At 55.2% G+C, this 23,823-nt stretch carries 13 protein-coding genes and 1 pseudogene; 7 read left to right on the top strand and 7 right to left on the bottom strand.

The features are described from left to right. Positions 1-33: 33 nt before the first annotated feature. From mdtC to JK231_RS06225, 3 genes and pseudogenes are all read right to left on the bottom strand, one after another. Positions 34-3,102, bottom strand: a pseudogene (gene mdtC / locus JK231_RS06235) (multidrug efflux RND transporter permease subunit MdtC). Continuing rightward, entirely contained in the window at positions 3,099-6,221 is a 3,123-nt protein-coding gene (locus JK231_RS06230) for an MdtB/MuxB family multidrug efflux RND transporter permease subunit (RefSeq protein WP_211728223.1), read from the bottom strand. Before JK231_RS06230 ends, mdtC begins: the two are co-directional and overlap by 4 nt. Continuing rightward, positions 6,221-7,447 (bottom strand): MdtA/MuxA family multidrug efflux RND transporter periplasmic adaptor subunit, encoded by a 1,227-nt coding sequence (locus tag JK231_RS06225; RefSeq protein WP_160832691.1) that lies wholly within the window; start codon positions 7,445-7,447, stop codon positions 6,221-6,223. Before JK231_RS06225 ends, JK231_RS06230 begins: the two co-directional genes overlap by 1 nt. 240 nt (positions 7,448-7,687) lie before the next feature. Between JK231_RS06225 and JK231_RS06220 the strand changes: the two genes are divergently transcribed. Together JK231_RS06220 and JK231_RS06215 are read left to right on the top strand one after the other, a co-directional pair. After that, complete coding sequence (locus tag JK231_RS06220; protein WP_211728222.1) at positions 7,688-8,650, top strand: aldo/keto reductase; 963 nt, start codon at positions 7,688-7,690, stop codon at positions 8,648-8,650. 213 nt (positions 8,651-8,863) lie between these two features. Continuing rightward, positions 8,864-10,204, top strand: coding sequence for a carbohydrate porin (locus tag JK231_RS06215; protein ID WP_034824836.1), 1,341 nt, complete (start codon positions 8,864-8,866; stop codon positions 10,202-10,204). Positions 10,205-10,334: 130 nt separating this feature from the next. On the opposite strand, the gene yegD is transcribed toward JK231_RS06215, so the two are convergent. The 3 genes from yegD to JK231_RS06200 all read right to left on the bottom strand — a co-directional run bounded on the left by yegD (position 10,335) and on the right by JK231_RS06200 (position 15,077). Next, on the bottom strand, positions 10,335-11,687 hold the full coding sequence (gene yegD, locus JK231_RS06210) for a molecular chaperone (RefSeq protein ID WP_211728221.1): 1,353 nt from the start codon (positions 11,685-11,687) through the stop codon (positions 10,335-10,337). 62 nt (positions 11,688-11,749) lie between these two features. After that, complete coding sequence (locus JK231_RS06205; protein WP_211728220.1) at positions 11,750-14,314, bottom strand: diguanylate cyclase; 2,565 nt, start codon at positions 14,312-14,314, stop codon at positions 11,750-11,752. A 148-nt stretch (positions 14,315-14,462) separates the two neighbouring features. Further along, positions 14,463-15,077 carry a phosphatase PAP2 family protein gene (locus JK231_RS06200; RefSeq protein WP_211728219.1) on the bottom strand — a complete coding sequence of 205 codons (615 nt, stop codon included), beginning with the start codon at positions 15,075-15,077 and terminating at the stop codon, positions 14,463-14,465. 229 nt (positions 15,078-15,306) lie between these two features. Here JK231_RS06200 and udk point away from each other — a divergent pair, with 229 nt between their 5' ends. From udk to asmA, 3 genes are all read left to right on the top strand, one after another. Next, positions 15,307-15,945 carry a uridine kinase gene (gene udk, locus JK231_RS06195; RefSeq protein WP_034824830.1) on the top strand — a complete coding sequence of 213 codons (639 nt, stop codon included), beginning with the start codon at positions 15,307-15,309 and terminating at the stop codon, positions 15,943-15,945. 87 nt (positions 15,946-16,032) lie between these two features. Further along, positions 16,033-16,614: a dCTP deaminase gene (dcd, locus tag JK231_RS06190; protein WP_034824828.1), complete on the top strand. Its 582-nt coding sequence runs from the start codon at positions 16,033-16,035 to the stop codon at positions 16,612-16,614. Between the two features lie 135 nt (positions 16,615-16,749). Beyond that, positions 16,750-18,552, top strand: a complete 1,803-nt coding sequence (gene asmA, locus JK231_RS06185) for an outer membrane assembly protein AsmA (protein WP_211728218.1) — start codon at positions 16,750-16,752, stop codon at positions 18,550-18,552. Between the two features lie 50 nt (positions 18,553-18,602). On the opposite strand, the gene JK231_RS06180 is transcribed toward asmA, so the two are convergent. Then, positions 18,603-20,168 (bottom strand): TerC family protein, encoded by a 1,566-nt coding sequence (locus JK231_RS06180; protein WP_160832697.1) that lies wholly within the window; start codon positions 20,166-20,168, stop codon positions 18,603-18,605. A 791-nt stretch (positions 20,169-20,959) separates the two neighbouring features. Here JK231_RS06180 and wbaP point away from each other — a divergent pair. Next, entirely contained in the window at positions 20,960-22,393 is a 1,434-nt protein-coding gene (wbaP, locus tag JK231_RS06175; RefSeq protein WP_160832698.1) for an undecaprenyl-phosphate galactose phosphotransferase WbaP, read from the top strand. Between the two features lie 298 nt (positions 22,394-22,691). After that, the gene (locus JK231_RS06170; RefSeq protein ID WP_153012318.1) at positions 22,692-23,822 is read left to right on the top strand and encodes a polysaccharide export protein; all 1,131 of its coding nucleotides are present in this window, start codon (positions 22,692-22,694) and stop codon (positions 23,820-23,822) included. The last annotated feature ends 1 nt before the right edge of the window (position 23,823 follow it).

Raw genomic sequence — 23,823 nt, 5'->3', positions numbered from 1 at the left:
CTTTATGCTATGTAGCAAAGGTGTATAGCATGGTCATTCGGTAATCAATGCCGCTTTTTTACGCCGACTCAGCTTATCCATCATCAGAAACACCACCGGTGTGGTGTAGAGCGTGAGTAGCTGACTCATCACCAGGCCGCCGGCAATAGTGATGCCCAGCGGTTGACGCAGTTCGGCACCGTCGCCGCTGGTCAGCACCAGCGGCAGTGCGCCAAACAGCGCTGCCAGCGTGGTCATCAGAATCGGGCGGAAACGCATCTGGCAGGCCTGGAAAATGGCGTCACGCGCGCTGAGATTGCCGTTGCGCTGGGCCTCCAGCGCGAAATCCACCATCATGATGGCGTTCTTTTTCACGATGCCAATCAGCAGCAATATCCCTATCAGCGCAATCAAACTGAACGGCGTATTAAACAATTCCAGCGCCAGCAGCGCGCCCACGCCGGCCGAAGGCAGGGTGGAAAGAATGGTCAGCGGATGCACTTAGCTCTCATACAAAATCCCCAGCACGATATACACCGCCGCAATCGCCGCCAGCATCAGATACAGCTGGTTGGATTGTGACTGCTCAAACACCTGCGCCGTACCGGCAAAGCTGCCGCGTACGCTGGAGGGCACACCGAGCGCCGTCATGGTGCGTTCAACGGCGGCTGAAGCCTGAGATAACGACACACCTTCCGGCAGGTTGAACGAAATCGTTGAGGCGGCCGACAGACCTTCATGGTTGACCGACAGCGGCGCGTTAGCTGGTTGCCATTTGGCGAACCAGCTCAGCGGAATGGCTTTGCCATCGCTGTTGATCACGAACATCTGATCGAGGGCGCTGATATCCTGGGTGTAGCGCGGATCGACCTCCATCACCACTTTGTACTGATTTAGCGGCTGGTAAATGGTGGAGATTTGCCGTTGACCAAAGGCGTTGTTCAGCAGCGCATTGGCGGCCGAGACTTCAATACCCAGCCGCGCCATGCTTTCCCGATCGTAGGTCAGATCCATTTCGCTGCCTTTGTCCTGCTGATCGGAGTTCACGTCCACCAGTTCTGGCAACGCGGCAAACGCCTGACGAATTTTCGGCTCCCACTCACGCAGGTCGGCGAGATTATCCGACAGCAGGCTGTATTGGTAGCTGGCGTTAGATTCACGTCCGCCGATGCGAATATCCTGCACCGCATTGAGATACAGGTTAGCGCCGGGCTCTTTCGCCAGCTTGGTGCGCAGGCGGGCAATCACCTCCTGCGCGTTTTCACTGCGTTCCGACAGCGGCTTAAGTGACACGAACATCGATCCGCTGTTGGTACGCGAACCGCCGGTAAAGCCGGTGACGTTATCCACCGCCGGATCGGCTTTGATGATGTTCATAAAGTCCTGCAGCTTGCCACGCATCGCCTGGAACGAAATGCTCTGATCCGCCGAGATAAAACCGTTTAAGCGGCCGGTGTCTTGTTCCGGCATAAAAGTTTTGGGGATCGAGATAAACAGATACACCGTCAGCCCGACGGTGGCGAGCAGTAGCATCAGCACCCAGATGGCATGATTCAGCACCCAACCCAGCGAGCGCGCGTAGCCGTTTTGCACGCTCAGCATCACTTTGGCAAAACCCCGCGTGCGCGGCTGGCTGCGCTTTTCCTGCGGCTTCAGCAGGTAGGCGCACATCATCGGCGTCAACGTAATCGAAATAAACAGCGAGATGAGGATCGCCACCGACAGCGTGATGGCAAATTCCGAGAAGAAGCGCCCGATAATGCCGCCCAGCATCAGCAGTGGCAGGAACACGGCAATCAGCGACAGACTCATCGACAGCACGGTAAAGCCCACTTCGCGCACGCCGGTTAGCGCCGCCTGTAGCGGTTTCATCCCCGCTTCAACGTGACGCGCGATATTTTCCAGCACCACAATCGCATCATCGACCACGAACCCGGTGGCGATGGTCAGCGCCATAAGTGAGAGGTTGTTGAGGCTGAATCCACACAGATACATGGCGGCAAAGGTGCCAATCAGCGAAACCGGCACGGCGGCGGCCGGGATCAGGGTGGCACGGCCGTCGCGCAGGAACACAAACACCACCAGAATCACCAGCGCCACCGCAATCATCAATGACTGCTCCACTTCTTGCAGCGAGGCGCGAATGGTGGGGGAGCGGTCTTGAGCGATCTGTAAATCGATGGCGGCGGGGATCACCTCATGCAGCAGCGGCATCTCGCTGCGGATGCGATCCACGGTTTCGATGATATTGGCATCCGGCGATTTGCGCACCACCAGCAGCACGGCCGGTTTGCCATTGGTCATCCCGGCGTTGCGCACGTCCTGCACCGAGTCCTGCACGTTAGCCACATCGCTTAGGCGGACCGCCGCGCCGTTGCTGTAATGCACCACCAGCGGCTGATATTCGCTGGCGGTTTGCAGCTCATCGTTGGTACGTACCTGCCAGCGCTGCTGCACATCATCAATCGCCCCTTGCGGACGGCGCTGGTTGGCATTGCTGATGGCGGTGCGCACCGCATCCAGTGATACGCCCTGATTAAATAGCGCCTGCGGATTAAGATCGACGCGCACCGCAGGCAATGAACTGCCGCCCACGGTGACATCACCAACGCCCTGAATCTGCGACAGCTTCTGCGCCAGTTGCGTTGAGGCGTAATCATACAGCTGACCGGGATTATAAATATCCGAGGTCAGCGTCAGGATCATGATCGGTGCATCCGATGGGTTGGCTTTGCGATAGGTCGGACGGCTTGGCATGCCGGTCGGCAGCAGGCTTTGGGCGGCGTTGATGGCGGCCTGCACGTCACGCGCGGCACCGTTGATATCGCGGTCAAAATCGAACACCAGAATCACGCGCGTGCTGCCGAGTGAACTGGTGGAGGTCATCTCACTGACACCGGCTATGCGCCCCAGCGAACGTTCCAGCGGCGTGGCGACCGAAGCAGCCATGGTTTCCGGCGACGCACCGGGCAGCGAAGCGGTAATCACGATCACCGGGAAATCCAGCTGCGGCAGCGGAGCGACTGGCAGCAGACGGAAACCGAGAATACCGGCCAGCGCGATTGCCAGCGTCAGCAGCGTGGTCGCCACTGGCCGATGGATAAACAGCGCGAAGAACTTCACGGCTGCGCCTCGGAACGCTTAAAGCGACGGCGCGTGGCGTGGGCCAGTCGGTCAAACAGCAGATAGATCACTGGCGTGGTAAACAACGTCAGGATTTGGCTGAGGATCAAGCCGCCGACCATGGCAATACCTAACGGATGACGCAGCTCTGCGCCAACACCGGTGCTCAACATCAATGGCAAGGCACCGAGCAGTGCCGCCATCGTGGTCATCAGAATCGGACGGAAACGCAGTAAACAGGCCTGATAGATCGCTTCACGCGGTGCCATGCCTTGTTCACGCTCGGCGGCCAGTGCGAAGTCGATCATCATGATGGCGTTTTTCTTCACGATACCGATCAGCAAGATAATGCCGATGATGGCGATGATATCCAGCTCGTTGCCGCTCAGCATCAGCGCCAGCAACGCGCCCACGCCCGCCGTCGGTAGTGTGGAGAGAATAGTGATCGGATGGATAAAGCTCTCATACAGCACGCCGAGCACGATATACATTGCCACCACCGCCGCAATAATCAGCCACACGGTACTGGTGAGCGCCGCTTCAAACGCCAGCGTGCTGCCCTGGAACTGCGTCATCATTTCGGCGGGCATGCCGACCTGATCTTCGGCTGCGCTGATGGCTTTCACCGCTTCGCCCAGTGAATAGCCTTCGACGACATCAAACGAGAAGGTGGCTGACGGGAATTGATCGAGGTGGTTAATGCTCAACGCCGCATGACGCTCTTCGATCTGTGCGATGGCACTCAACGGCACGCTGCCGCCGTCCGTACTGGCCAGGCGAATACCGTCGAGACTGGCCAGGCCCGGCGTTTGCTCATTGTTCTGCTCCAGCACCACGCGATACTGATTGGCCTGAGTATAAATGGTGGAGATCAATCGTTGACCGAAAGCGTTATACAACGCGTTATCGACATCCGCCATGGTGATGCCGAGGCGGCTGGCACTGTCACGATCGACACGGATAAAGGCTTCCAGCCCCTGATCCTGCCAGTCGCTGCTGACGTCACGCAGCTGCGGTAAGCTATTGAGTTGTGCCAGCAGCTTCGGTACCCAGGTGCTGAGTGATTCCAGCGAGCCCGATTGCAGCGTGAACTGGTACGGCGTGCGGCTCGCCTGGGTTTCAATAGTCAGATCCTGCACCGGCTGCAGCCACAGTGAGACGCCAGGCACTTTATCAATCTCTTGCTGCAGGCGTTTCTGTACCGCGGGAATGCGGTCATCACGCTCGCTGAGCGGTTTAAGGTTGATCTGCAAACGCGCGCTGTTCAGTGCCGCATTGGTGCCATCGACGCCGACAAATGACGTCATGCTCTGCACCGCCGGATCTTTCATGATGATCGACGCCACATCGCGCGTGCGTTCCGCCATGCTGCTGTACGACACCGACTGCGGCGCCTGCAAGGTGCCCTGAATAATGCCGTTGTCCTGCTGCGGGAAGAAGCCTTTCGGTATAGCAATCCACATCACTACCGTCAGCAGCAGCGTGCCGAGCGCCACCGACAGTGTGATCCACGGATGCTGCAATACGCGGGTCAGCCAGCGGCCATAACCGGCAATCACCCGATCAAACATCGCTTCACTGGCTCGCGAGAAGCGGTTCTGCTTGCGCAGCGATTCGGCGCTGAGCATGCGTGCACACATCATCGGCGTGAGCGTGAGCGACACCACGGCTGAGATCAGAATCGCCACCGCCAGCGTCACAGCAAACTCACGGAACAGGCGACCAATCACATCGCCCATAAACAGCAGCGGGATCAGCACCGCAATCAGCGAGAAGGTGAGGGAGATAATGGTGAAGCCGATTTCGCCCGCGCCCTTCAGCGCTGCCGTCATCGGCTTTTCGCCTTTTTCGATATAGCGCGAGATGTTCTCGATCACCACGATGGCATCGTCGACCACAAAGCCGGTGGCAATGGTGAGTGCCATCAGCGTCAGGTTATTGATCGAGAAGCCGAGGAAATACATGGCCGCAAACGTCCCGACCAGCGACAGCGGTACTGCCACGGCCGGGATGATGGTGGCAGGCACGTTACGCAGAAACAGATAGATGATCATCACCACCAGACCAATCGCCAGCATCAGCTCGTGCTGCGTATCCGCTACTGATGCTCGGATATTGGTGGTGCGGTCGGTGAGCAGTTTCACGTCTACCGATTTGGGCAGTGTGGCGGTAAGTGAGGGCAGCAGTGTACGAATACTATCAGCGGTGGCAATGATATTGGCACCCGGTTGGCGCTGTACGTTGAGCACAATCGCCTGCTGACGGTTAGCCCAGGCCCCGAGCCAGCTGTTTTCCGCACCTTGTTCAATGGAGGCGACATCACCAAGACGCACTGGCGCACCGTTGTTATAGCTGATGATCAGCTTGCGGTAATCCTCGGCGGAGGTCATCTGATCGTTGGCGGCCAGCGTAATCGATCGCGTTGGGCCATCCAGGCTACCTTTGGCGGAATTGACGTTGGCGTTGGTAATCGCGGTGCGCACCGTCTCGCTGGTCAAGCCTAACGCGGCCAGTGCCTGGGTGTTCATTTTCACGCGCACAGCTGGGCGTTGCCCGCCGGACAGCGTCACCAGGCCCACACCGGTCACCTGCGAAATTTTCTGCGCCACACGCGTCTCCACCATGTCCTGCACCTGGGTCAGCGGCATGCTGGTGGTGGTGACGGCGAGCGTCATGATCGGTGGATCGGCAGGATTGACCTTGCTGTAGACCGGCGGGTTGGGCAGATCGCTGGGCAGCAGATTGGTGGCAGAGTTGATCGCCGCCTGTACTTCCTGCTCGGCGACATCCAAAGAGAGTGAAAGCTGGAACTGCAAGGTCACCACCGAGGCACCGCCGGAACTCTGCGATGCCATCTGCTTCAGCCCTGACATCTGGCCAAACTGACGCTCAAGCGGGGCGGTAATCGAGGAGGTGACGACATCCGGGCTGGCGCCAGGGTAGAGCGTGACCACCTGAATCGTCGGGTAATCCACTTCGGGCAACGCCGACACCGGCAGAAAACGGTAGCCGAGCACACCCGCCAGCAGAATGGCGATCATCAGCAGCGTGGTCGCCACCGGGCGCAGAATAAACAGGCGTGACGGGCCGCCACTGCTGTCCTTAGGCATCACCTCCATTATTGACGCTCTCCGCGCGCAGGCTGGGCGGCGCGTGTGCTGTGTGTGGCGGTACTTTGCGGTGATACCACTTCAACGGTGGCACCTTCGGTCAGACGATCCAATCCGTCAGTGACCACGCGCTCACCGGCGTCGAGCCCGGCGCTGATTACCACTTTCTGGCTGTCCTGCAAGCCCGCCGTTACGCGCTTCTTGCTCACTTTGTTTTCGCTGTTGACCACCCAGACAAAGTGACCGTCGTTGCTCATTTGTAGCGCAGCCGTTGGGATCACCACCGCATCCTGCAGCGTGTCCACTTTCAGACGCGCATTCACAAACTGATTGGGGAAGAGCGTGTCATCCTGATTATCAAATCGCGCTTTGAGTTTGATGGTGCCGGTAGTGGCATCAATCTGGTTATCTAGGCTGAGCAGGGTGCCGCTGGTGAGCAGGGTTTTGTTGCTGCGATCCCAGGCTTCGACTATCAGCGGCTGGCCGCTTTTTTGTGCCTTGAGGATCTGGCTGATGTTGTTCTCGGCGACGCTAAACACCACGTCAATCGGATGGGTTTCAGTGATCACGACCAGGCCAGTGGTATCGCCGGACGTAATGTAGTTGCCGACATCGACCTGCTTCAGGCCTACGCGACCGGAGATCGGCGCGGTAATGCGGCTGTAGGTGAGATTGAGCTGCGCGCTGGCGACGTTGCCTTCATCGGCTTTAATCGTGCCCAGCGTTTCACTCACCAGCGAGCGTTGCGTGTCTAGTTCCTGCTGCGACACCAGTGAGGTTTTCGCCAGTTTTTCATAGCGACTGAGATCGCGGCGTGCATTGGCCAGCGTGGCCTGATCTTTTGCCAGCTGGCCTTGTGCCTGAATCAACGCAACCTGATACGGGCGGGGATCGATTTCGGCAAGCAGTGCACCCGCTGCCACCTGCTGACCTTCCTGGAAATGTAGAGCCATCAGCTGGCCATCAACGCGACTGCGAACCGTCACGGTATTGGCGGCGGTGACGGTGCCAAGCCCGCTGAGATAGTAGGGCACGCTCTGGGTCGTTGCAGCAGCGGCCTGCACCGGTGCTAAAGGACGGCGATTTGCGCCGCCTGCGCCGCGGCCATGATGCTGCTGGCCTTCGGCTTGCGGCTGCTTACTCGGTTCCGCAGGATGCTGCCACCAGTAATATCCGCCCGCGACTGCGGCGATCGCGACAAGTGTTATCAGGCTTGTTTTCAGTCGACTGTTCATCTGCTTGCGTGCTCTCCAGCGGTTTCGTATTCCCCAAATGCGAAAGCAAAATGGCCGTTTCGCAAACGAAATGATTGTAGACGCCCGGGCCGGGCAAAAATTGAAGGAATTAAGAATATCTCCGCTAGCGGGCTAAGTATTCATATTGTGTAAACATTTTGGCAGGAAAACGCATAAGCGCAGCGATTTCCTTTGCTAAGCTCAAAGGCAGTCATGTCTCGTTTCAATAAGGAGAACAAAATGAGTCAACAGAAAACCCGTCAGCTTGGCGACAGTGGTATTCAGGTTCCGCTTCTCACTTTTGGCGGCAACGTTTTCGGCTGGACAGTCGACGAGAAAACCTCGTTCTCACTGCTCGACGCGCTGGTGGAAAAAGGGCTGTTCTTTATCGATACCGCGGACGTTTATTCGCGCTGGGCTCCCGGTAATGACGGGGGCGAGTCTGAAACCATCATTGGTAAATGGCTGAAAAAAAGCGGCAAGCGCGACAGTATCGTGCTGGCGACGAAAGTGGGGATGGAGCTGTCTCCGGAGAAAACCGGGCTAAAACCGGCTTACATCCGTCAGGCAGTGGAAGATTCGCTGCGTCGTTTGCAAACCGATGTGATCGATCTCTATCAGGCGCACCGCGACGACCAGGATACGCCGCTGGTCGATACACTGAAAGCCTTTGATTCGCTGATTAAAGAAGGCAAAGTGCGTGCAATTGGCGCCTCCAACTACAACGCAAAACGCCTGCAGGAAGCGCTGGATATCAGCAAAAAAGAGGGGCTGGCGCGCTATGAAACGCTACAGCCAGAATACAACCTGTATGACCGCCAGGAGTATGAAGGTGGGCTGGAGCAGGTGGCGGTTAAAAATGGCCTCGGCGTGATCAACTACTACTCGTTGGCCAGCGGATTCCTGAGCGGCAAATACAAAAAGCCGGAAGATGCCAGCAAGAGTAAACGCGGGCAGGGCATCGTCGAGAAGTATCTTAACGAGCGCGGCAAGCGCATTGTCGAAGCGCTGGAGGATGTGGCGGCTTCACACGATGCATCAGCGACTCAGGTCGCGCTGGCGTGGCAGATTGCTCGTCCGAGCATCACCGCACCTATCGTCAGTGCCACCTCGCTGGAGCAGATTAACGAACTGGTGAAAGCCACTGAGTTAGAGTTGAGTAAGCAAGAGATCGAGGAACTGGCGAGCGCCAGTAAGGCGTAATCCTCACGGGACGCGACGGCGTCCCGCTTTATTTTGTTTTTTTGCCATGCAAAAAATGCCATTTCTGTAAAAACATATTCATTCATAGACCCTTGTCACAGTTGCGTTAATTAACTATCACCCTGCCAATGAGTGCGCACATATTTGCAAAAATTGACATAGCGCCAGCACTATCCTCTGTTCGACCCTTTCCCGTTACATCACAAAAGAATAATGATCATGAACAGAAAAAAAGCAGTGCAGCATATGCCCCGTCTGGCAGCGGGCACCCTGATGTTTGCGATGTTGAGTACATCAGCAATGGCGGCTGATGCATTCAGCTATGACTCACCTTACATGTTCGGCGATTGGGGTGGTTCCCGAACGCAGCTGGAAAAAGACGGCATCAAATTCGACGTCAACTACACCATGGAGAGCGCTTCTAACCTCGGCGGCGGCGCGGATACCAACACTTCCATGCGTTACAGCGATCAGTGGGCGTTTGGCGCCAACTTTGACCTGGAAAAACTGCTGAACTGGCAGGATGCGCAATTCCAGATGACCATCACTGACCGTAATGGGCAAAACATCTCCGATCAGGTCGCCGATCGTCGCACGGGCATGCTCTCTTCAACGCAGGAAGTGTATGGCCGTGGACAAACCTGGCGCCTGACGCAGTTCTGGCTGAGCAAAGGTTTGTTTGATGACGCGGTTAACCTGAAAGCCGGTCGTGTCACTGTCGGTGAAGACTTCGATAACTTCGACAGTAAGTTCCAGAACCTGGCCTTTGGTAGTGGTCAGGCGGGTAACTGGCGTGGCGATCGCTGGTTTAACTGGCCGGTTTCCCAGTGGGGCGGCCGTGTGAAATTCAACATCACCCCGGAAGTGTTCTTCCAGGTCGGCTTTTATAACCAGAACAGTTCCAACTACGATCGCGGCGATGGCTTCCGTCTCGACACCAGCAATTCCGAAGGCAATATGGTGCCGGTGGAACTGGGCTGGAAACCGACTTTCGGTGCCGACAAACTGCCGGGTAACTACCGTATCGGGTATTACTACTCGTCAGCCAACAGCGATAACTATGGCAGCTGGCGCGATGGCGCTTATCAGAGCCAGGATCACGCCTACGGTGGCTACGTGCTGTTGCAACAGCAGCTGACAGCGCAGGGCGGTGACGCCAGCCGTGGTTTGGGCGTGACGGTACAGGCAGTGATGAACGACCACAAAACCTCGAAAACCGACAACTATCAGTCCATCAGCTTCACCTGGAAAGGGCCGTTTGATGCGCGTCCACAGGATGAAATCGGTGTCGGTGCGGCGCGCATCCACGTTAACAGCGCCTATACCCGTTCGCTGCGTGAGCAGAACAACGCTAACGGCGAAACTGACTTCAACAGCCCGACCTATTTGCCGATTCAGGATGGCTCGGAATATAACTATGAGATCTATTACAACGCTCAGCTGACCAAATGGCTGCAGCTGCGTCCGAACCTGCAGTATGTGGTGGCACCGGGTGCAGTGAGTGAAGTGAAAGATGCGTTTGTCGGTGGCATTGCGGCGAATATTAATTTTTGATTCGCGGATATAGATGAAAATGGCGGCCAGGGTGGCCGCCATTTTTGTGCTTGTTACCGGCGTAATTCATTGCGCATCGGGCAGTGGACCAATCACCTGCACAATGCGCAATAAAGTGGTTGCAACCGGGTTAACGGAACATCACTTCTGCCCAGCGCGCCAGACCGGCGGTCACTGAGCCAAAGTCATCACCACCCGCAATTGGCGTGTCCGGCAAGGCCTGCTGCAATGCCGCACGCAGCACTGGCGAACGCGCACTGCCGCCGGTCAGGTAGATCACTTCCGGTTTGGTTTCACAGGTGGCGAGTGCCAGATGCACCTGCTCCAGGATGCGCTCCAGTGGCTGGTTGATGGCTTCTTCCAGTTGCGTGGCGCTGATATCAGCCTGCAGTGACTGGGCGATAAACGCCAGCGACGCTTCGGTTTCCGGCAATTCGGACAAGGCGATTTTGCTCTCTTCCGCCGCACGCACCAGACGATAACTCAGCTTCTGCTGCCACACTTTCAGCAGGTGCGCCACTTTGTCACCTTGCTCTGCATCGCGAATCAAATCGCGCAGCAGTTTACCGCTCGCGGCAGAGTAGAAGTCGCTTTGCGCCGGAACATCGTTAATCGCCACCGCGTTCCACCACGGCAGTGCGGGCAGGGCGGTGCCTTTTTGCGTGTTACCGCCCAGACCCAGTAAAGGCATCAGGGTTTTGAACGCGAGGATAATATCCAGATCGTTACCGCCCACGCGGCAACCTGAATGGCCCAGTAAACTTTCGCGGCGGTCGGTTTTATTGCGCCACTCTGGACCCATCAACAGCATCGAGCAGTCGGTGGTTCCGCCGCCGATATCGACCACCAGCACGCGCGTTTCTTTCTCTAACGTTGCTTCAAAGTCCAGCCCGGCGGCAACCGGTTCAAACTGGAATTCCACGTCGCGGAAACCCGCACGCTTCGCTGCACGCAACAGAATACCCTGCGCCTGCTGGTTTGCCTCTTCGCCGCCAAGGCCCTGGAAGTTGATCGGGCGGCCGATCACGGCTTGCTCAATCGGACGGTCGAGTTGGGTTTCGCCCTGCTGGCGAATGTGCAGCATCATGGCGCACACCAGATCTTCGAAGAAGGCGATTTGCTGTGGTTTTAAGCCGTTGGCACCAAGGAAGGATTTCGGTGATTTCACGAACCACACTTCTTCCGGATCGACCATATATTGTTGCAGCGCGGTCAGGCCGAACTGCACGCTTGCCGCGGTCACTTCGATATCTTCTTCGCGGTTATAGCGCAGAGCACGCTGAAGCAGCGCGGTACCCTCTGTATCCGGTGTCGGCACCTGATGATGGCGGTGCAGCCATTCGCTGATTGCTTCACGCGTGGGTGCACAAATCATGGAGGGAAGCAGGCGCTGACCCTTCTCCAGTGTCAGCAGGCGCGGTGTATCGTTATCGCTCACTGCGATAGAACAATTGGCCGTGCCGTAATCGAATCCAATGAACATTTTATCCCCCATGCCAGAAAAAAGGGGGCGACTTTAGCGCAGCCAGCGCGGGCTGGCAATGATCACATTTGAACTTCCTGATAAACGTGATATTGACCACGGCCCGCATGTTTTGCGCTATAGCAAGCGACATCCGCCTGTGACATCACCACATTGCTGATGCAGTTGTTCTGATCAATCTGCGTGATACCGGCGCTGGCGCCCACGTGATAAGGGTGATCGTGCCACAGGAAGGTGTATTCGTTGACTGAGGTGACAATGCGCTGAACCACATCGCGCACCTGGTCAACGTCACTGTTAGGCAGCAGCACGCCAAATTCATCGCCACCCAGACGCGCCAGCAGATCGCTGCTGCGCAGGTGCTTTTGCATCAACTCTGCCAGTTCACGTAGCAGCGCGTCGCCTGCCGCGTGACCTGCGCTGTCATTCACCGCTTTGAATTTATCCAGATCGATAAACACCAGCACATGCTGAGTGTTGTTGGCCGCAGCATCGTTCACCACGCGTTTGAGTTGCTGTTCAAAGCTATGGCGATTCGGTAGCCGCGTCAGCATATCGTGTGAAGCACTGTAGCTGAGGCGTTTCATCATTTTGCGTGATTCACTGACATCCTGAATAACCATCACCGCACCGATGCTGGCGCCGGTGAGGGTTTTTAGTGGCGTAATGCTGTAATGAATTTCCACCTGCGCGCCATCCGGCGTGTGCAGCACTAGCTCTTCTTCCAGGTCGGGCGAGGTTTTTGCGCCCGGCAAGTTGCAGAGCAACAGGTTTTCAACGCGGGGGCCTTTTGCACCACGCGTGATATTCAGCAACTCGGTAATAGGCATACCCGCCGCTTTATCCTGTGTCCAACCGCTGAGGGTTTCGGCTACCGGGTTCATAAAGGTCACGCGCATCTCATCGTCGGTACTGATCACCGCTTCGCCAATCGAATCGAGGGTGATCGCCATACGCTCTTTTTCCTGGAACAGCGCTTCGTTGAGCGCGCGCAGTGGTGTAATGTCCTGACAGATGCCGAGCATGCGTTCGATTTGACCATCCTGGCTGAGAATGCGGTTAGCCTCGGTGCGCACATAGCGCGAGCCGCTGGGCAGATTGACACGGTATTCCATATGGAAAGCGCTGCGCCTTTCAATCGCCTGCTGCACGATCAGCGCGGCCGTTTCGCGTTCTGTTGGTTCTATCAGATGCAACCACACGTCATAGGTGGGCACCTGATGCGGACCGAGCGCAAATAGCTCGTACATGCGCTTGTCCCACAGCATCTCACCGCTCAGCAGGTTCCACTCCCATACGCCGATACCGCCCGCCTCGTTAGCCAGCGTGATGCGTTCCATCAGGCGGCGATTCACTTGTTCACTCTGTTTGAGTTCAGAAATATCGACTATCTGCGCAATAAAATAGAGCGGCTGGTCTTCAGCATCGCGCACCATAGAAACCGTGAGGCGCGCCCAGACAATTTCGCCATCTTTGCGGAAATAGCGCTTCTCCATGGTGTAGCTCATGATGTCACCCGCCACCAAACGCTCCAGCTGTTGCAGGTCGCTGTTGAGATCATCAGGATGGGTAATCTGCTGGAAAGTGAGTTTTTTCAGCTCGTCAGCCGGAAAGCCCAGCGTGTGACATAGCGATTGATTGACCTGCTGCCAGCCGCCATTGGGCGACACCAGCGCCATGCCAATCGCCGAATACTCCATCGCATGGCGGAAGCGGGTCTCCTTCTCGCTGATATGATGCTTTTCGCGCTGGAACGCATCCATCACCAGCGCCATCACATGACTGGGTAGCAGCACTAACAGGAATGGTAACCAGTTGCTGACCTGGCCGAGTAACAGACCGGTCTGTGCCAGGTTAACGAAACTGAATGCCAGCAGAATGGAGATAAAACTGGCATTGAGAAAGAACAGTAAAAAGGCTTCGAACTTCGGTAGCCGCACCGCGCACCAAAACAGGATGACCACAATAAAGGTGAAAGGCCACGGCAGAAAACGCAGCGACAAATAGCTGGCCAGTAGGGTGACGATCAGTGTCAGCAGCGTTTCCAGCTGACGACCGGGGGTGATTAATTGACGCAGCGGCTTGTTGGGCCATAACAACAGCACGGGGCCGAATGCCAGCACGCCAATCACTTCGGAGATCACCCAGGTAGAAAAGAAGGGCAACGACGCACGATGCCCCACCTGCAGCATCCAGACCGCCACCACACCGCCAATCAGCGGCGCAATCAACCCGGCGCAGACGGCAAATCGCACCCAATCGAGCAGCGAATTCAGGGGATTTCTGCGATCCAGCAGCGCGCGCAACATCAGGCCGCCGAGAATGGCCTGCAGCATATTCAGGATGGCAAATTTAAGGTTGCTCAGCGCCGGACCAATGACGATTAAATTGGCCAGCGAGGTGCCAATCACACAGCTGAGCAGCAGCAACGGAACATGTTTTGAGGGGGCGCGAAAAACCACCACCGTCATCAGGGCGGTGGAGTACCAAAGCGGGGAAATACGTCCGCTTACAACGATAAGTTCGAGACAAAACAGCGTCAGTAAAAAGGCTAATGCTCCCAAAAATAGAGCATTAAGCCATTTTCTTTGCGGTCGATCCTGTGAGGTCAATATTTCGAGGGTCATGCACGAATCCAGCAGCGCGCATTCGTTACAGGTCGAAAAATGCGCCAATCATTCTCTGTTTTGCATGCTAGCACATCTGCATCAGATGTCTGCGCAGAATCTAGTTTAGCCCTGATTCAATGAATGTTTTGGCCCTGGCAAAAAAAGATTAATCGCGAAACAGATCGGCGCGGGTATAGGGTTTTTCTAATCCGGCGAGATGGGCGGAAAAACGTTCAAGAAATTGCTGCGTGGTGGCCACGCGGCCATGACTCATCAACACCAGCGGCACCAGCAGGGCGACACACACTTGCGCCAGGCTGAAGCCCTTCAGAGCGGTGCGGCGCTGTGTCAACAGGAATGCACTGCTCAGCGTAAAGCCCAGCATCAGGCCGGTGAGCACTTCACTGAAGGAGTGCGCGTGGATCACGAGGCGAGACAGGCCGACCATCATCGGGATCAGATAGCCAATACCAATGGTCAGTGTGCGCCAAAAGGTCGGAAAACGGCCTGAAACCAGCCACATCATCACCGGCCAGAGCGTTGCTGACATGGCGCTGTGGCCGCTGAATCCGGTGAAGTTAAATCTGGCGCTGCCAATGCCAAACCCGAGAAACAGAATTTTAGACAGGCTGACCAGCAAGCCCGCCAGGCCAAAAGCGAGCAGCCAATACCAGACGGTTTGACGGTTGTCGCTTTTCCACGGCAACACCAGCGCGATAATCACGGCGGTCGGGATCAGCAACATGCTGTCACCAAAATAGGTCAGGGTTTTCCAACTCATATTTTTCCTTGGGCTTTATTGAGTCAACCTGAGTGGTACTCAACTCGGGCAGGAGAACAGTGTATCGATTAAGCGTCTGGCTGCAAAAGGGGATATTCTGAAAAGCGGCGGGCCCATTTCTCTGGCATCAAACAGGTGAAATACCTATAATTGCCGCCAACTAACCCTCTCAATCGGCCCATTGCGGTTTCGGCTTCAATTGGCTCCAGTTATCAGGTCTTAAAAAAGTATGACTGACAAGTCTCATCAGTGCGTGATCGTTGGCATCGCAGGTGCATCCGCATCCGGAAAAAGTCTTATTGCCAGCACGCTCTATCGTGAAATCCGTGACCAGGTCGGTGACGAGCATATCGGTGTGATCCCCGAAGATGCCTACTACAAAGATCAGAGCCACCTCACAATGGAAGAGAGGGTGAAAACCAACTATGACCATCCCAGCGCGATGGACCACGATCTGCTGTTGCAGCATCTGCGCGCGTTAAAGGCGGGTCAGGATATTGAGTTGCCGGTTTATAGCTACGTTGAACACACGCGCACCAGTGACTGTATTCATCTTAAGCCGAAAAAAGTGATCATCCTTGAGGGCATTCTGCTGCTGACCGATGCGCGTCTGCGTCAGGAGATGAACTTCTCTATCTTCGTAGATACCCCGCTGGATATCTGTCTGATGCGTCGCATGAAGCGCGATGTGAATGAGCGTGGTCGTTCCATGGATTCGGTGATGAGCCAGTATCAGAAGACCGTGCGTCCAATGTTCCTGCAGTTTATCGAGCCCTCCAAACAATACGCTGACATTATCGTGCCGCGTGGCGGGAAGAACCGCATCGCCATCGATATTCTCAAAGCCAAGATTAACCAATATCTTTGAAAATACTGCGTCCGGATGGACGTGACGCGTGAAGGTTGTCACAACAGTGGCGACCTTTCGCTACACTTAAAGCATGGAGACTCTGCGATGAGATTATGCGATCGCGACATTGAAGCCTGGCTCGACAACGGTAAACTGGCGATTGATCCGCGCCCACCGGTTGAGCGCATTAATGGCGCAACCGTGGACGTGCGCCTCGGCAATCAGTTCCGCACCTTCAGTGGTCACACTGCGCCATTTATTGATTTGAGTGGTCCAAAACACGAAGTCAGCGCCGCACTGGATCGCGTAATGAGCGATGAGATTGTGCTGCCGGAAGGGGAAGCGTTCTTCCTGCATCCGGGTGAGTTAGCGCTGGCAGTGACGCTGGAATCGGTCACGATTCCGGATGATCTGGTGGGTTGGCTGGATGGCCGCTCCTCGCTGGCGCGTCTGGGCTTGATGGTGCACGTGACGGCACACCGTATCGATCCAGGCTGGCAGGGCCGCATTGTGCTGGAATTCTACAACTCCGGTAAGCTGCCGCTGGCGCTGCGTCCGGGCATGTTGATTGGCGCATTGAGCTTTGAACCGTTGTCTGGCCCAGCGGCACGCCCTTATAACCGCCGCGAAGATGCAAAATATCGTGGTCAGCAGGGTGCCGATGCCAGTCGTATCGACAAAGACTGATGTTCGCCTAAATGATTCAACGTGCGGCAAAGCGGTAAGAGGGTGAATCCCCGGTAGCTGGCATCAGTGTGTGACTGGGGTAAATGAACGCAGCCAACGCCGCTGCAGCATGAAGAATGACGGTGATGAGGGATTATGAGAAGAGTGATAACGACGCTGGCCATCCTGTTAGTGGTGGTCGTGGCGGGCATGACGGCACTGGTGTTGCTGGTCAATCCCAACGACTTTCGTACCTATATGGTACAGCAGGTAGAACAGCGCAGTGGTTATCAACTTGAAGTCAGTGGTGGCCTGCGCTGGCACGTCTGGCCGCAACTCAGTATTCTCGCCGGGCGCATGAGCTTGACCGCACCTGGCGCCAGCCAGCCGATGGTCACTGCAGAAAATATGCGTCTGGATGTCAACCTCTGGCCGCTACTGTCGCATCAGCTAAGCGTCAGCCAGGTGATGCTGAAAAATGCCGTCATTCGCGTCACGCCTGATAGCGCCGCCCAGAAACCGAGCGGTTCACCGGTGGCGCCCACGGACGCGGAACCGGTGGTGACGCGCACCAATGGTTGGTCATTCGACATTGCTAAACTGCGCCTCGCCGACAGTCTGATGATCTGGCAGCAGCCCGGTGGCGATGAATATAACTTCCGTAATCTCAATCTCAACCTCGATCAGGATGCCAGCAAAAATGCCAGCATCGAACTCGCCACGCGCATTTCACGCAATCAGCGCAATGTTAGCGTCAACCTTAAAGGGCAGATGAATGTGGCGCAGTATCCGCATCGGCTGGTGGGGCAGATAGAAGAGATGGATTACACGCTGGACGGCGCTAACCTCCCGCCGCAGGGCATCAAAGGGGCGCTAAGCGGGCAGGGTGAGTGGAATGCCGATAAACAGCAATTCTCGTTGCAAAAGATGCAGCTGACGGCCAACGACAGCACGCTGGATGGCAGTGCCGAAGGGCGTTTAATGTTGCCGCAGCAGCTCAATCTGGCTTTACACGCCACGACATTGAATCTTGATAATCTGATGGCCAGCGCGCCCGCCAGCGACAACAGCACCCCACAGCACGCCAGCGTGACGCGCACGCCGGTGATTGCTGAACCACGCACGCGTACCAACGCTGACTCGCCGTTAAATCTGATGGATTTAACGCTGAGTCTGAATGCGGATTCCAGCGTGTGGCGCGGATTGACGCTGAGCAATCTGCAGATCGATGCCAGCAATCAGGAAGGGTTGATGACCCTGAACAAACTGCAGGGGAAAATTGGCGATGGGCACTTCTCGATCCCGGGCAGCATTGATATCCGCCAGCCGGTGACCAAAGTCGCCCTGCAGCCGGAAATTGAAAACATCGCCATTGCACCTTTAATGAAAGCGCTGGAACTGCCGGAGAGTTTGCAGGGCACGGTCTCCCTGAAAGGCGATCTCAGCGGCACGGGCCTGAGCGTGGATGAAGCGAAGCGTAACTGGCAGGGGAATGCCGAGCTGGAGGCCACCAACCTGCAACTCGCCCAACTTAATCTGCAACAGATGGTGCGCCGTGCCGTGGCGCGCGTGAGCAATAGCGTGACCAATGATGAGCCGGACGAACAGGGGATTCAGCAACTGAGCGGTCGTATTAGCCTGAATCAGGGCAAGGTTGTCATGCCAGATCTGCAGGGTGGCAGTAACCGGCTGGCAGTGCAGACCAAAGGCACGGTTGATGTGGTGAACCAACAGCTCGACGTCACCTTCAATATGATGCTGCGCGGCTGGAAAGGCGACGATAAGTTAGCGACTCTGCTCAATGGCCAGGCAATTCCACTGCGGATGTACGGTGGCTGGAACAACCTGCAGTACTCACTGCCGGTTGACGATGTGGTGCGCCAGCAGTTGCAGAGTGAAGCGAAGTCGCGCCTTAACGAGTGGCTGGATCGCCAAAAGCCTGCGGTACAACAACCTTAATCCACGTAAAATGCCGTTATGCCTGGTTTGATTGGGCATAACGGCGTTGGTTACCTTGCCAGCTCAGGCGCGGGCACAATCTCCACTTTCTGTACCCGATGATTTTCCACCTGCAGCGTGCGCAATAAATAATCCCCTACCTGTAACTCTTCTCCCTCTTCTGGCACATGTTGCAGGCTGTCCATTAATAATCCGGCCAGCGTGTGGTAATTACGTTTCTCATCCAGTGGCAAATGCACATAGGCTGCCAAATCTTCCAGAGGAATATGTCCGTTCGCCACCCAACCTCCATGCGGCAACGGCTGGATATCATAACGCGCATCAATCTCCTCACCTTCATTCGGCAGATTCCCGGCGATGGTTTCCATCAGGTCACTCAGGGTGACCACGCCTTCCACCGATCCAAACTCATCGACCACAAACGCAAAATGGGTGCGGGCATGGCGGAACTGCTCCAGTGCCTGCAATAACGTCAGGCGTTCGGGAAAGATCAGCGGCTGTTTCACCAAAGCACGTAAATCGAGAGAATGGCTGTGCAGCGACTGATGGAGCAAATCAATCACATGCACCACGCCGAGCGGATCGTGCCCGCGTTCGGTAATCAGGATGCGGGTGTGCTGATTGTTATCCAGCTTAGCCATGATCGCGGCGGGATCTTCACCCAGATCGATGTGCTCAATATCGTGGCGTGACGTCATGATGCTGCTGATGTGCCGCTGCCCTAAACCGAGTACGCGGGCAATCATGCGCCGCTCCTGGCGATTGAATAACGCACCTTCATCACTGTCGCTGAGCAATGAGGCGGTATCGGCGTCCAGTTCGGCACGCTGGGCTTCACCGCGCAATATGCGCAGCACGGCTTCTGAGGTGCGCTGGCGCAGCGGGCGTCCGGCGGTGAGGAAGCGGCGGCGATTAAACAGCGCCAGCTGATTAAACATCTCGATCACGATTGAGAAACCAATCGCCGCGTAGAGATAGCCCTTCGGAATAATAAAGCCGAGGCCTTCCGCCACCAGACTGAAGCCAATCATCAGCAGGAAACTCAGGCAGAGAATCACAATGGTTGGATGACCATTCACAAAGCGCGTGAGCGGCTTACTCGCCAGCAGCATGAGTAAAATGGCAATGGTGACCGCCGCCATCATCACCGGCAGTTCGTTCACCATGCCTACAGCGGTAATCACCGCATCAAGCGAGAAGATGGCATCCAGCACCACAATTTGCGCGACCACTGGCCAGAATTTAGCACCGTTCTTACTTTGACCGCTCTCTTCGTCGCTGCCTTCCAGACGACTATTGAGTTCCGTCGTGGCTTTATAAAGAAGAAACAGCCCGCCGGAGAGCAGCAATAGATCGCGGGCGCTGAAATTGTGCTGGAACAGGGTAAATAGCGGTTGCGTGAGAGTCACCAGCCAGGAAAGCGATGCCAGCAACACCAGTCGCAACAGCAACGCCAACAGCAAACCGATTACGCGCGCCCGGTCACGCGCCGCAGGCGGTAACTTTTCGACCAGGATGGCAATAAAAACCAGATTATCAATACCCAGCACCAGCTCGAGAACGATTAGCGTGACTAACCCTGCCCAGAGCGACGGATCGAGGATCCACTCCATCATGCTTTCATCACCTGAATGTCTGAAAATGCGTTTTGTCTGATGATAGTGAATCAGCAGGCAAGGTACAAATGAGGCAAATCGCGCGATGTCACCCTGTTGCCCTGAGTTTTAGGCATATTCTGAGAAGGTACATTTCGTCGATAAGATGAATGTATGGATAAACTTCACCGCATCGTGATAGTGACGATTAATTCTAATATTCACGCGCAAGCGTACGTTTTTAATGCGAAGCAGTCCGAAGGTGAGTATCGAATTATTCTGAATTTTACGCAGGAATGGGCTGAAAGGGATGGCATCAATACTTATGGCTGGTAGTCTTTTTCCTAAAATAGTGCAGGGGACACGGGGCCTACTTGTAAACAAGCCAGTAATAACTAGTATAGCAACGTGTTAGTAAATGTCTGCGCCGAAGTTGTTAATAGCGCGCTGTTTAGCTTCTTAATGTTATGAATTGTGATCGTGCACGGGATTAGCCTGCCGCTGGCTAAGAATAATCTCAGTGAGTGCGATGAAAATAGATGCGATTGCAGCGGTATTGGCAGCGACAGCCAAGGGCGGTAGCGTGCCTGAAGTGCTTTTCTCCGTTCAGATTAGGGCTAAATCGTGGCAAGGGAAGTCAGACTAATCTGTTGGTATTTATTGCAATTCTTTGGCTTTACTAAAAAGAGAATTGGCATAAACACCGGAGCGTTTGCCGCAGATTGCCTCCCCGTTAGCAGTGGATATATCGCTCATTTATTACACAGGGCAGAGGCGTTAGGGATTAGGGAAATAAAATAAAAGAGTTAAATATGCGCGATAACCAAATTACATATAAAAGTCTCCTCACTAAAATTTTACTGGCGTGCTCGGATTTAATTTGTTTCAACGCGGCATTGTTTATTGCTCTGGCGGTGATTAATTCGTTCACAGATTCTCCACTGGCAGATATATCTGAAAAATACCTGCACTTAAAAATCGCCACCCACGTTTGTTTATCGATTATTTGCGTAGGCTGGTTCTGGGTTCGCCTGCGTCATTACACCTATCGCAAGCCATTCTGGTTTGAGCTGAAAGAGATATTTCGTACCATTCTTATTTTCTCTGTCATCGATTTGTCAATTTCAGCATTATCGCAATGGCAGATGTCGCGCTTTGTCTGGGTGACCACCTGGATTCTGGCGTTGATATTAATTCCGCTGGCGCGTGCCATCTCTAAACGCGTACTGAATCACTTCGGTATGTGGAAAAAACAAACCATCATCATCGGTAGCAGCCGTAATGCTGAAGAAGCCTGGCAGGCGCTGCAGAGCGAAGAGGTGATGGGGTTTGATGTCATTGCGTTCTTCGATGTTGATGGCAGTTGCCCGCAGGCCAGCATCTCTGGCGTACCGGTACTGCACAATGAACAAGAGCTGTGGCAGCTGACGCACAGCGAAACCCAGTTCATCGTGGCTGTGGAGTTTGAACAGAGCCAGCATCGTGACAACTGGCTGAAAATGCTGGCAATGCATAACTGCCGTTCAGTCTCAGTGATTCCAACTCTGCGCGGCGTGCCCCTTTATGGTACCGACATGGCCTACATCTTCAGCCATGAAGTGATGATTCTGCGCGTGAACAATAATCTGGCGAAACGCACTTCGCGCTTCCTGAAACGTGCTTTCGACATCGTCGGCGCACTCAGCATCATTATTGCGCTGTCACCGGCGCTGCTGGTCCTCGGCTTTATGGTTGGACGCGATGGCGGCCCACCGATTTACGGTCATGAACGTGTCGGCCTGAACGGACGTAAATTCAAATGCCTTAAATTCCGTTCGATGGTGATCAACTCGAAAGAGGTGCTGGAGGAAGTCCTGCGCACCGATCCGGTCGCTCGCGCCGAGTGGGATAAAGATTTCAAACTGAAGAATGACCCGCGTATTACCAAAGTTGGCCACTTCATCCGTAAAACCAGTCTGGATGAACTGCCGCAGCTGTGGAATGTGGTACGCGGCGACATGAGCCTGGTGGGCCCACGTCCAGTGATTGAAGACGAACTCTGTCGTTATGCCGGTGATGTTGATTATTACCTGATGGCGAAACCCGGCATGACGGGATTGTGGCAGGTTAGCGGTCGTAACGACGTTGACTATGAAACGCGCGTCTATTTCGATTCGTGGTATGTCAAAAACTGGTCGCTGTGGAATGACATCGCGATCCTGTTTAAGACAGTGGGTGTCGTACTGAAACGCGATGGCGCTTATTGAGAGTAGAAGGGCAGGGGACGAAATCATTATCCCCGTCTGAAATGCCGGTGCTGGGAGTGCCTTAACTGACAACTGCCATTATCGAGCCTGAATAGAGTCGGTGCTTTGCCGGCAGGGTAATCACCGACTTTAATTGATGTCGTCTCAGGGCACGGTGACAACATAAAACCAAGGGAGCGCATGATAATGACCCACAGTTTCAGTGTTTAACCCGTCAGTTTTATTTTTTTATAAGACGCTACACAGCGGCGTTTTCGCCTCTATCAATCATTAACTGATAGCGAAGAATCAGATGATAATGAAAATTAAATTGATACCTTTACTGGTATCCGCAACTTTTCTCTCCGGGTGCACCATTGAACCAGGTTCGCACCTTTCCACTAGCGGAAAAGATGTCATTGAGCAACAGGATAGCAACTATGACATCGATAAATACGTGAACGTCTTCCCGCTGACGCCGCGTCTGGTTGAACAGATGCGTCCGAAGCCTCTGGTTGCGCAGGCCAACCCGGCACTGCAGACCGAAATTCAAAGCTACGAATATCGCGTGGGCATTGGCGACGTGCTGAACGTCACCGTATGGGACCACCCGGAGCTGACCACACCAGCGGGTCAGTATCGTAGCGCCAGTGACACCGGTAACTGGGTACAGGCCGATGGCACGATTTTCTACCCGTACATCGGTAAAGTGCGTGTAGCCGGCCGCACCGTGACGGAAATCCGCGCTGAAATTGCGCGCCGCCTGGCGCAGTTCATTGAAAGCCCGCAGGTGGATGTCAACGTCGCAGCCTTCCGCTCACAGAAAACCTACGTGACCGGTTCGGTGACCACCTCTGGCCAGCAGGCGATCACTAACGTGCCGTTGACCGTACTTGATGCCGTCAACGCCGCAGGTGGCTTAGCAGCCGATGCAGACTGGCGTAACGTGGTGCTGACGCACCAGGGCAAAGAGCAGCGCATTTCGCTGCAGGCGCTGATGCAAAACGGCGACCTGAGCCAGAACCATCTGCTGTATCCGGGCGATATTCTCTACGTCCCGCGTAACGATGACCTGAAAGTCTTCGTGATGGGCGAAGTGAAACAGCAATCCACACTGAAAATGGACCGTAGCGGCATGACGCTGGCCGAAGCGCTGGGTAATGCGGCCGGTATGGATCAAACCACGTCCGATGCTACCGGTGTCTTCGTTATTCGTCCTATTCGTGGTGCCAACCGCACCAAGATCGCCAACATCTATCAGTTGAATACCAAAGATGCGGCATCGATGGTGATGGGGACTGAATTCCAACTGGAGCCGTACGACATCGTCTACGTCACCGCCACACCAATTACCCGTTGGAACCGTGTGATTTCTGGGCTGCTGCCAACCATCGTGGGTATCGACGATGCAAGCTCCGCAGCACTGCGTTTCCGCAACTGGTCTAACTAAG

It is taken from the genome of Pantoea sp. JGM49 (assembly GCF_018257655.1).
Lineage (GTDB): Bacteria > Pseudomonadota > Gammaproteobacteria > Enterobacterales > Enterobacteriaceae > Pantoea > Pantoea communis.
Note: the sequence above shows the minus strand (reverse complement) of the source record. Positions and strands in the feature narration are given on the sequence as shown.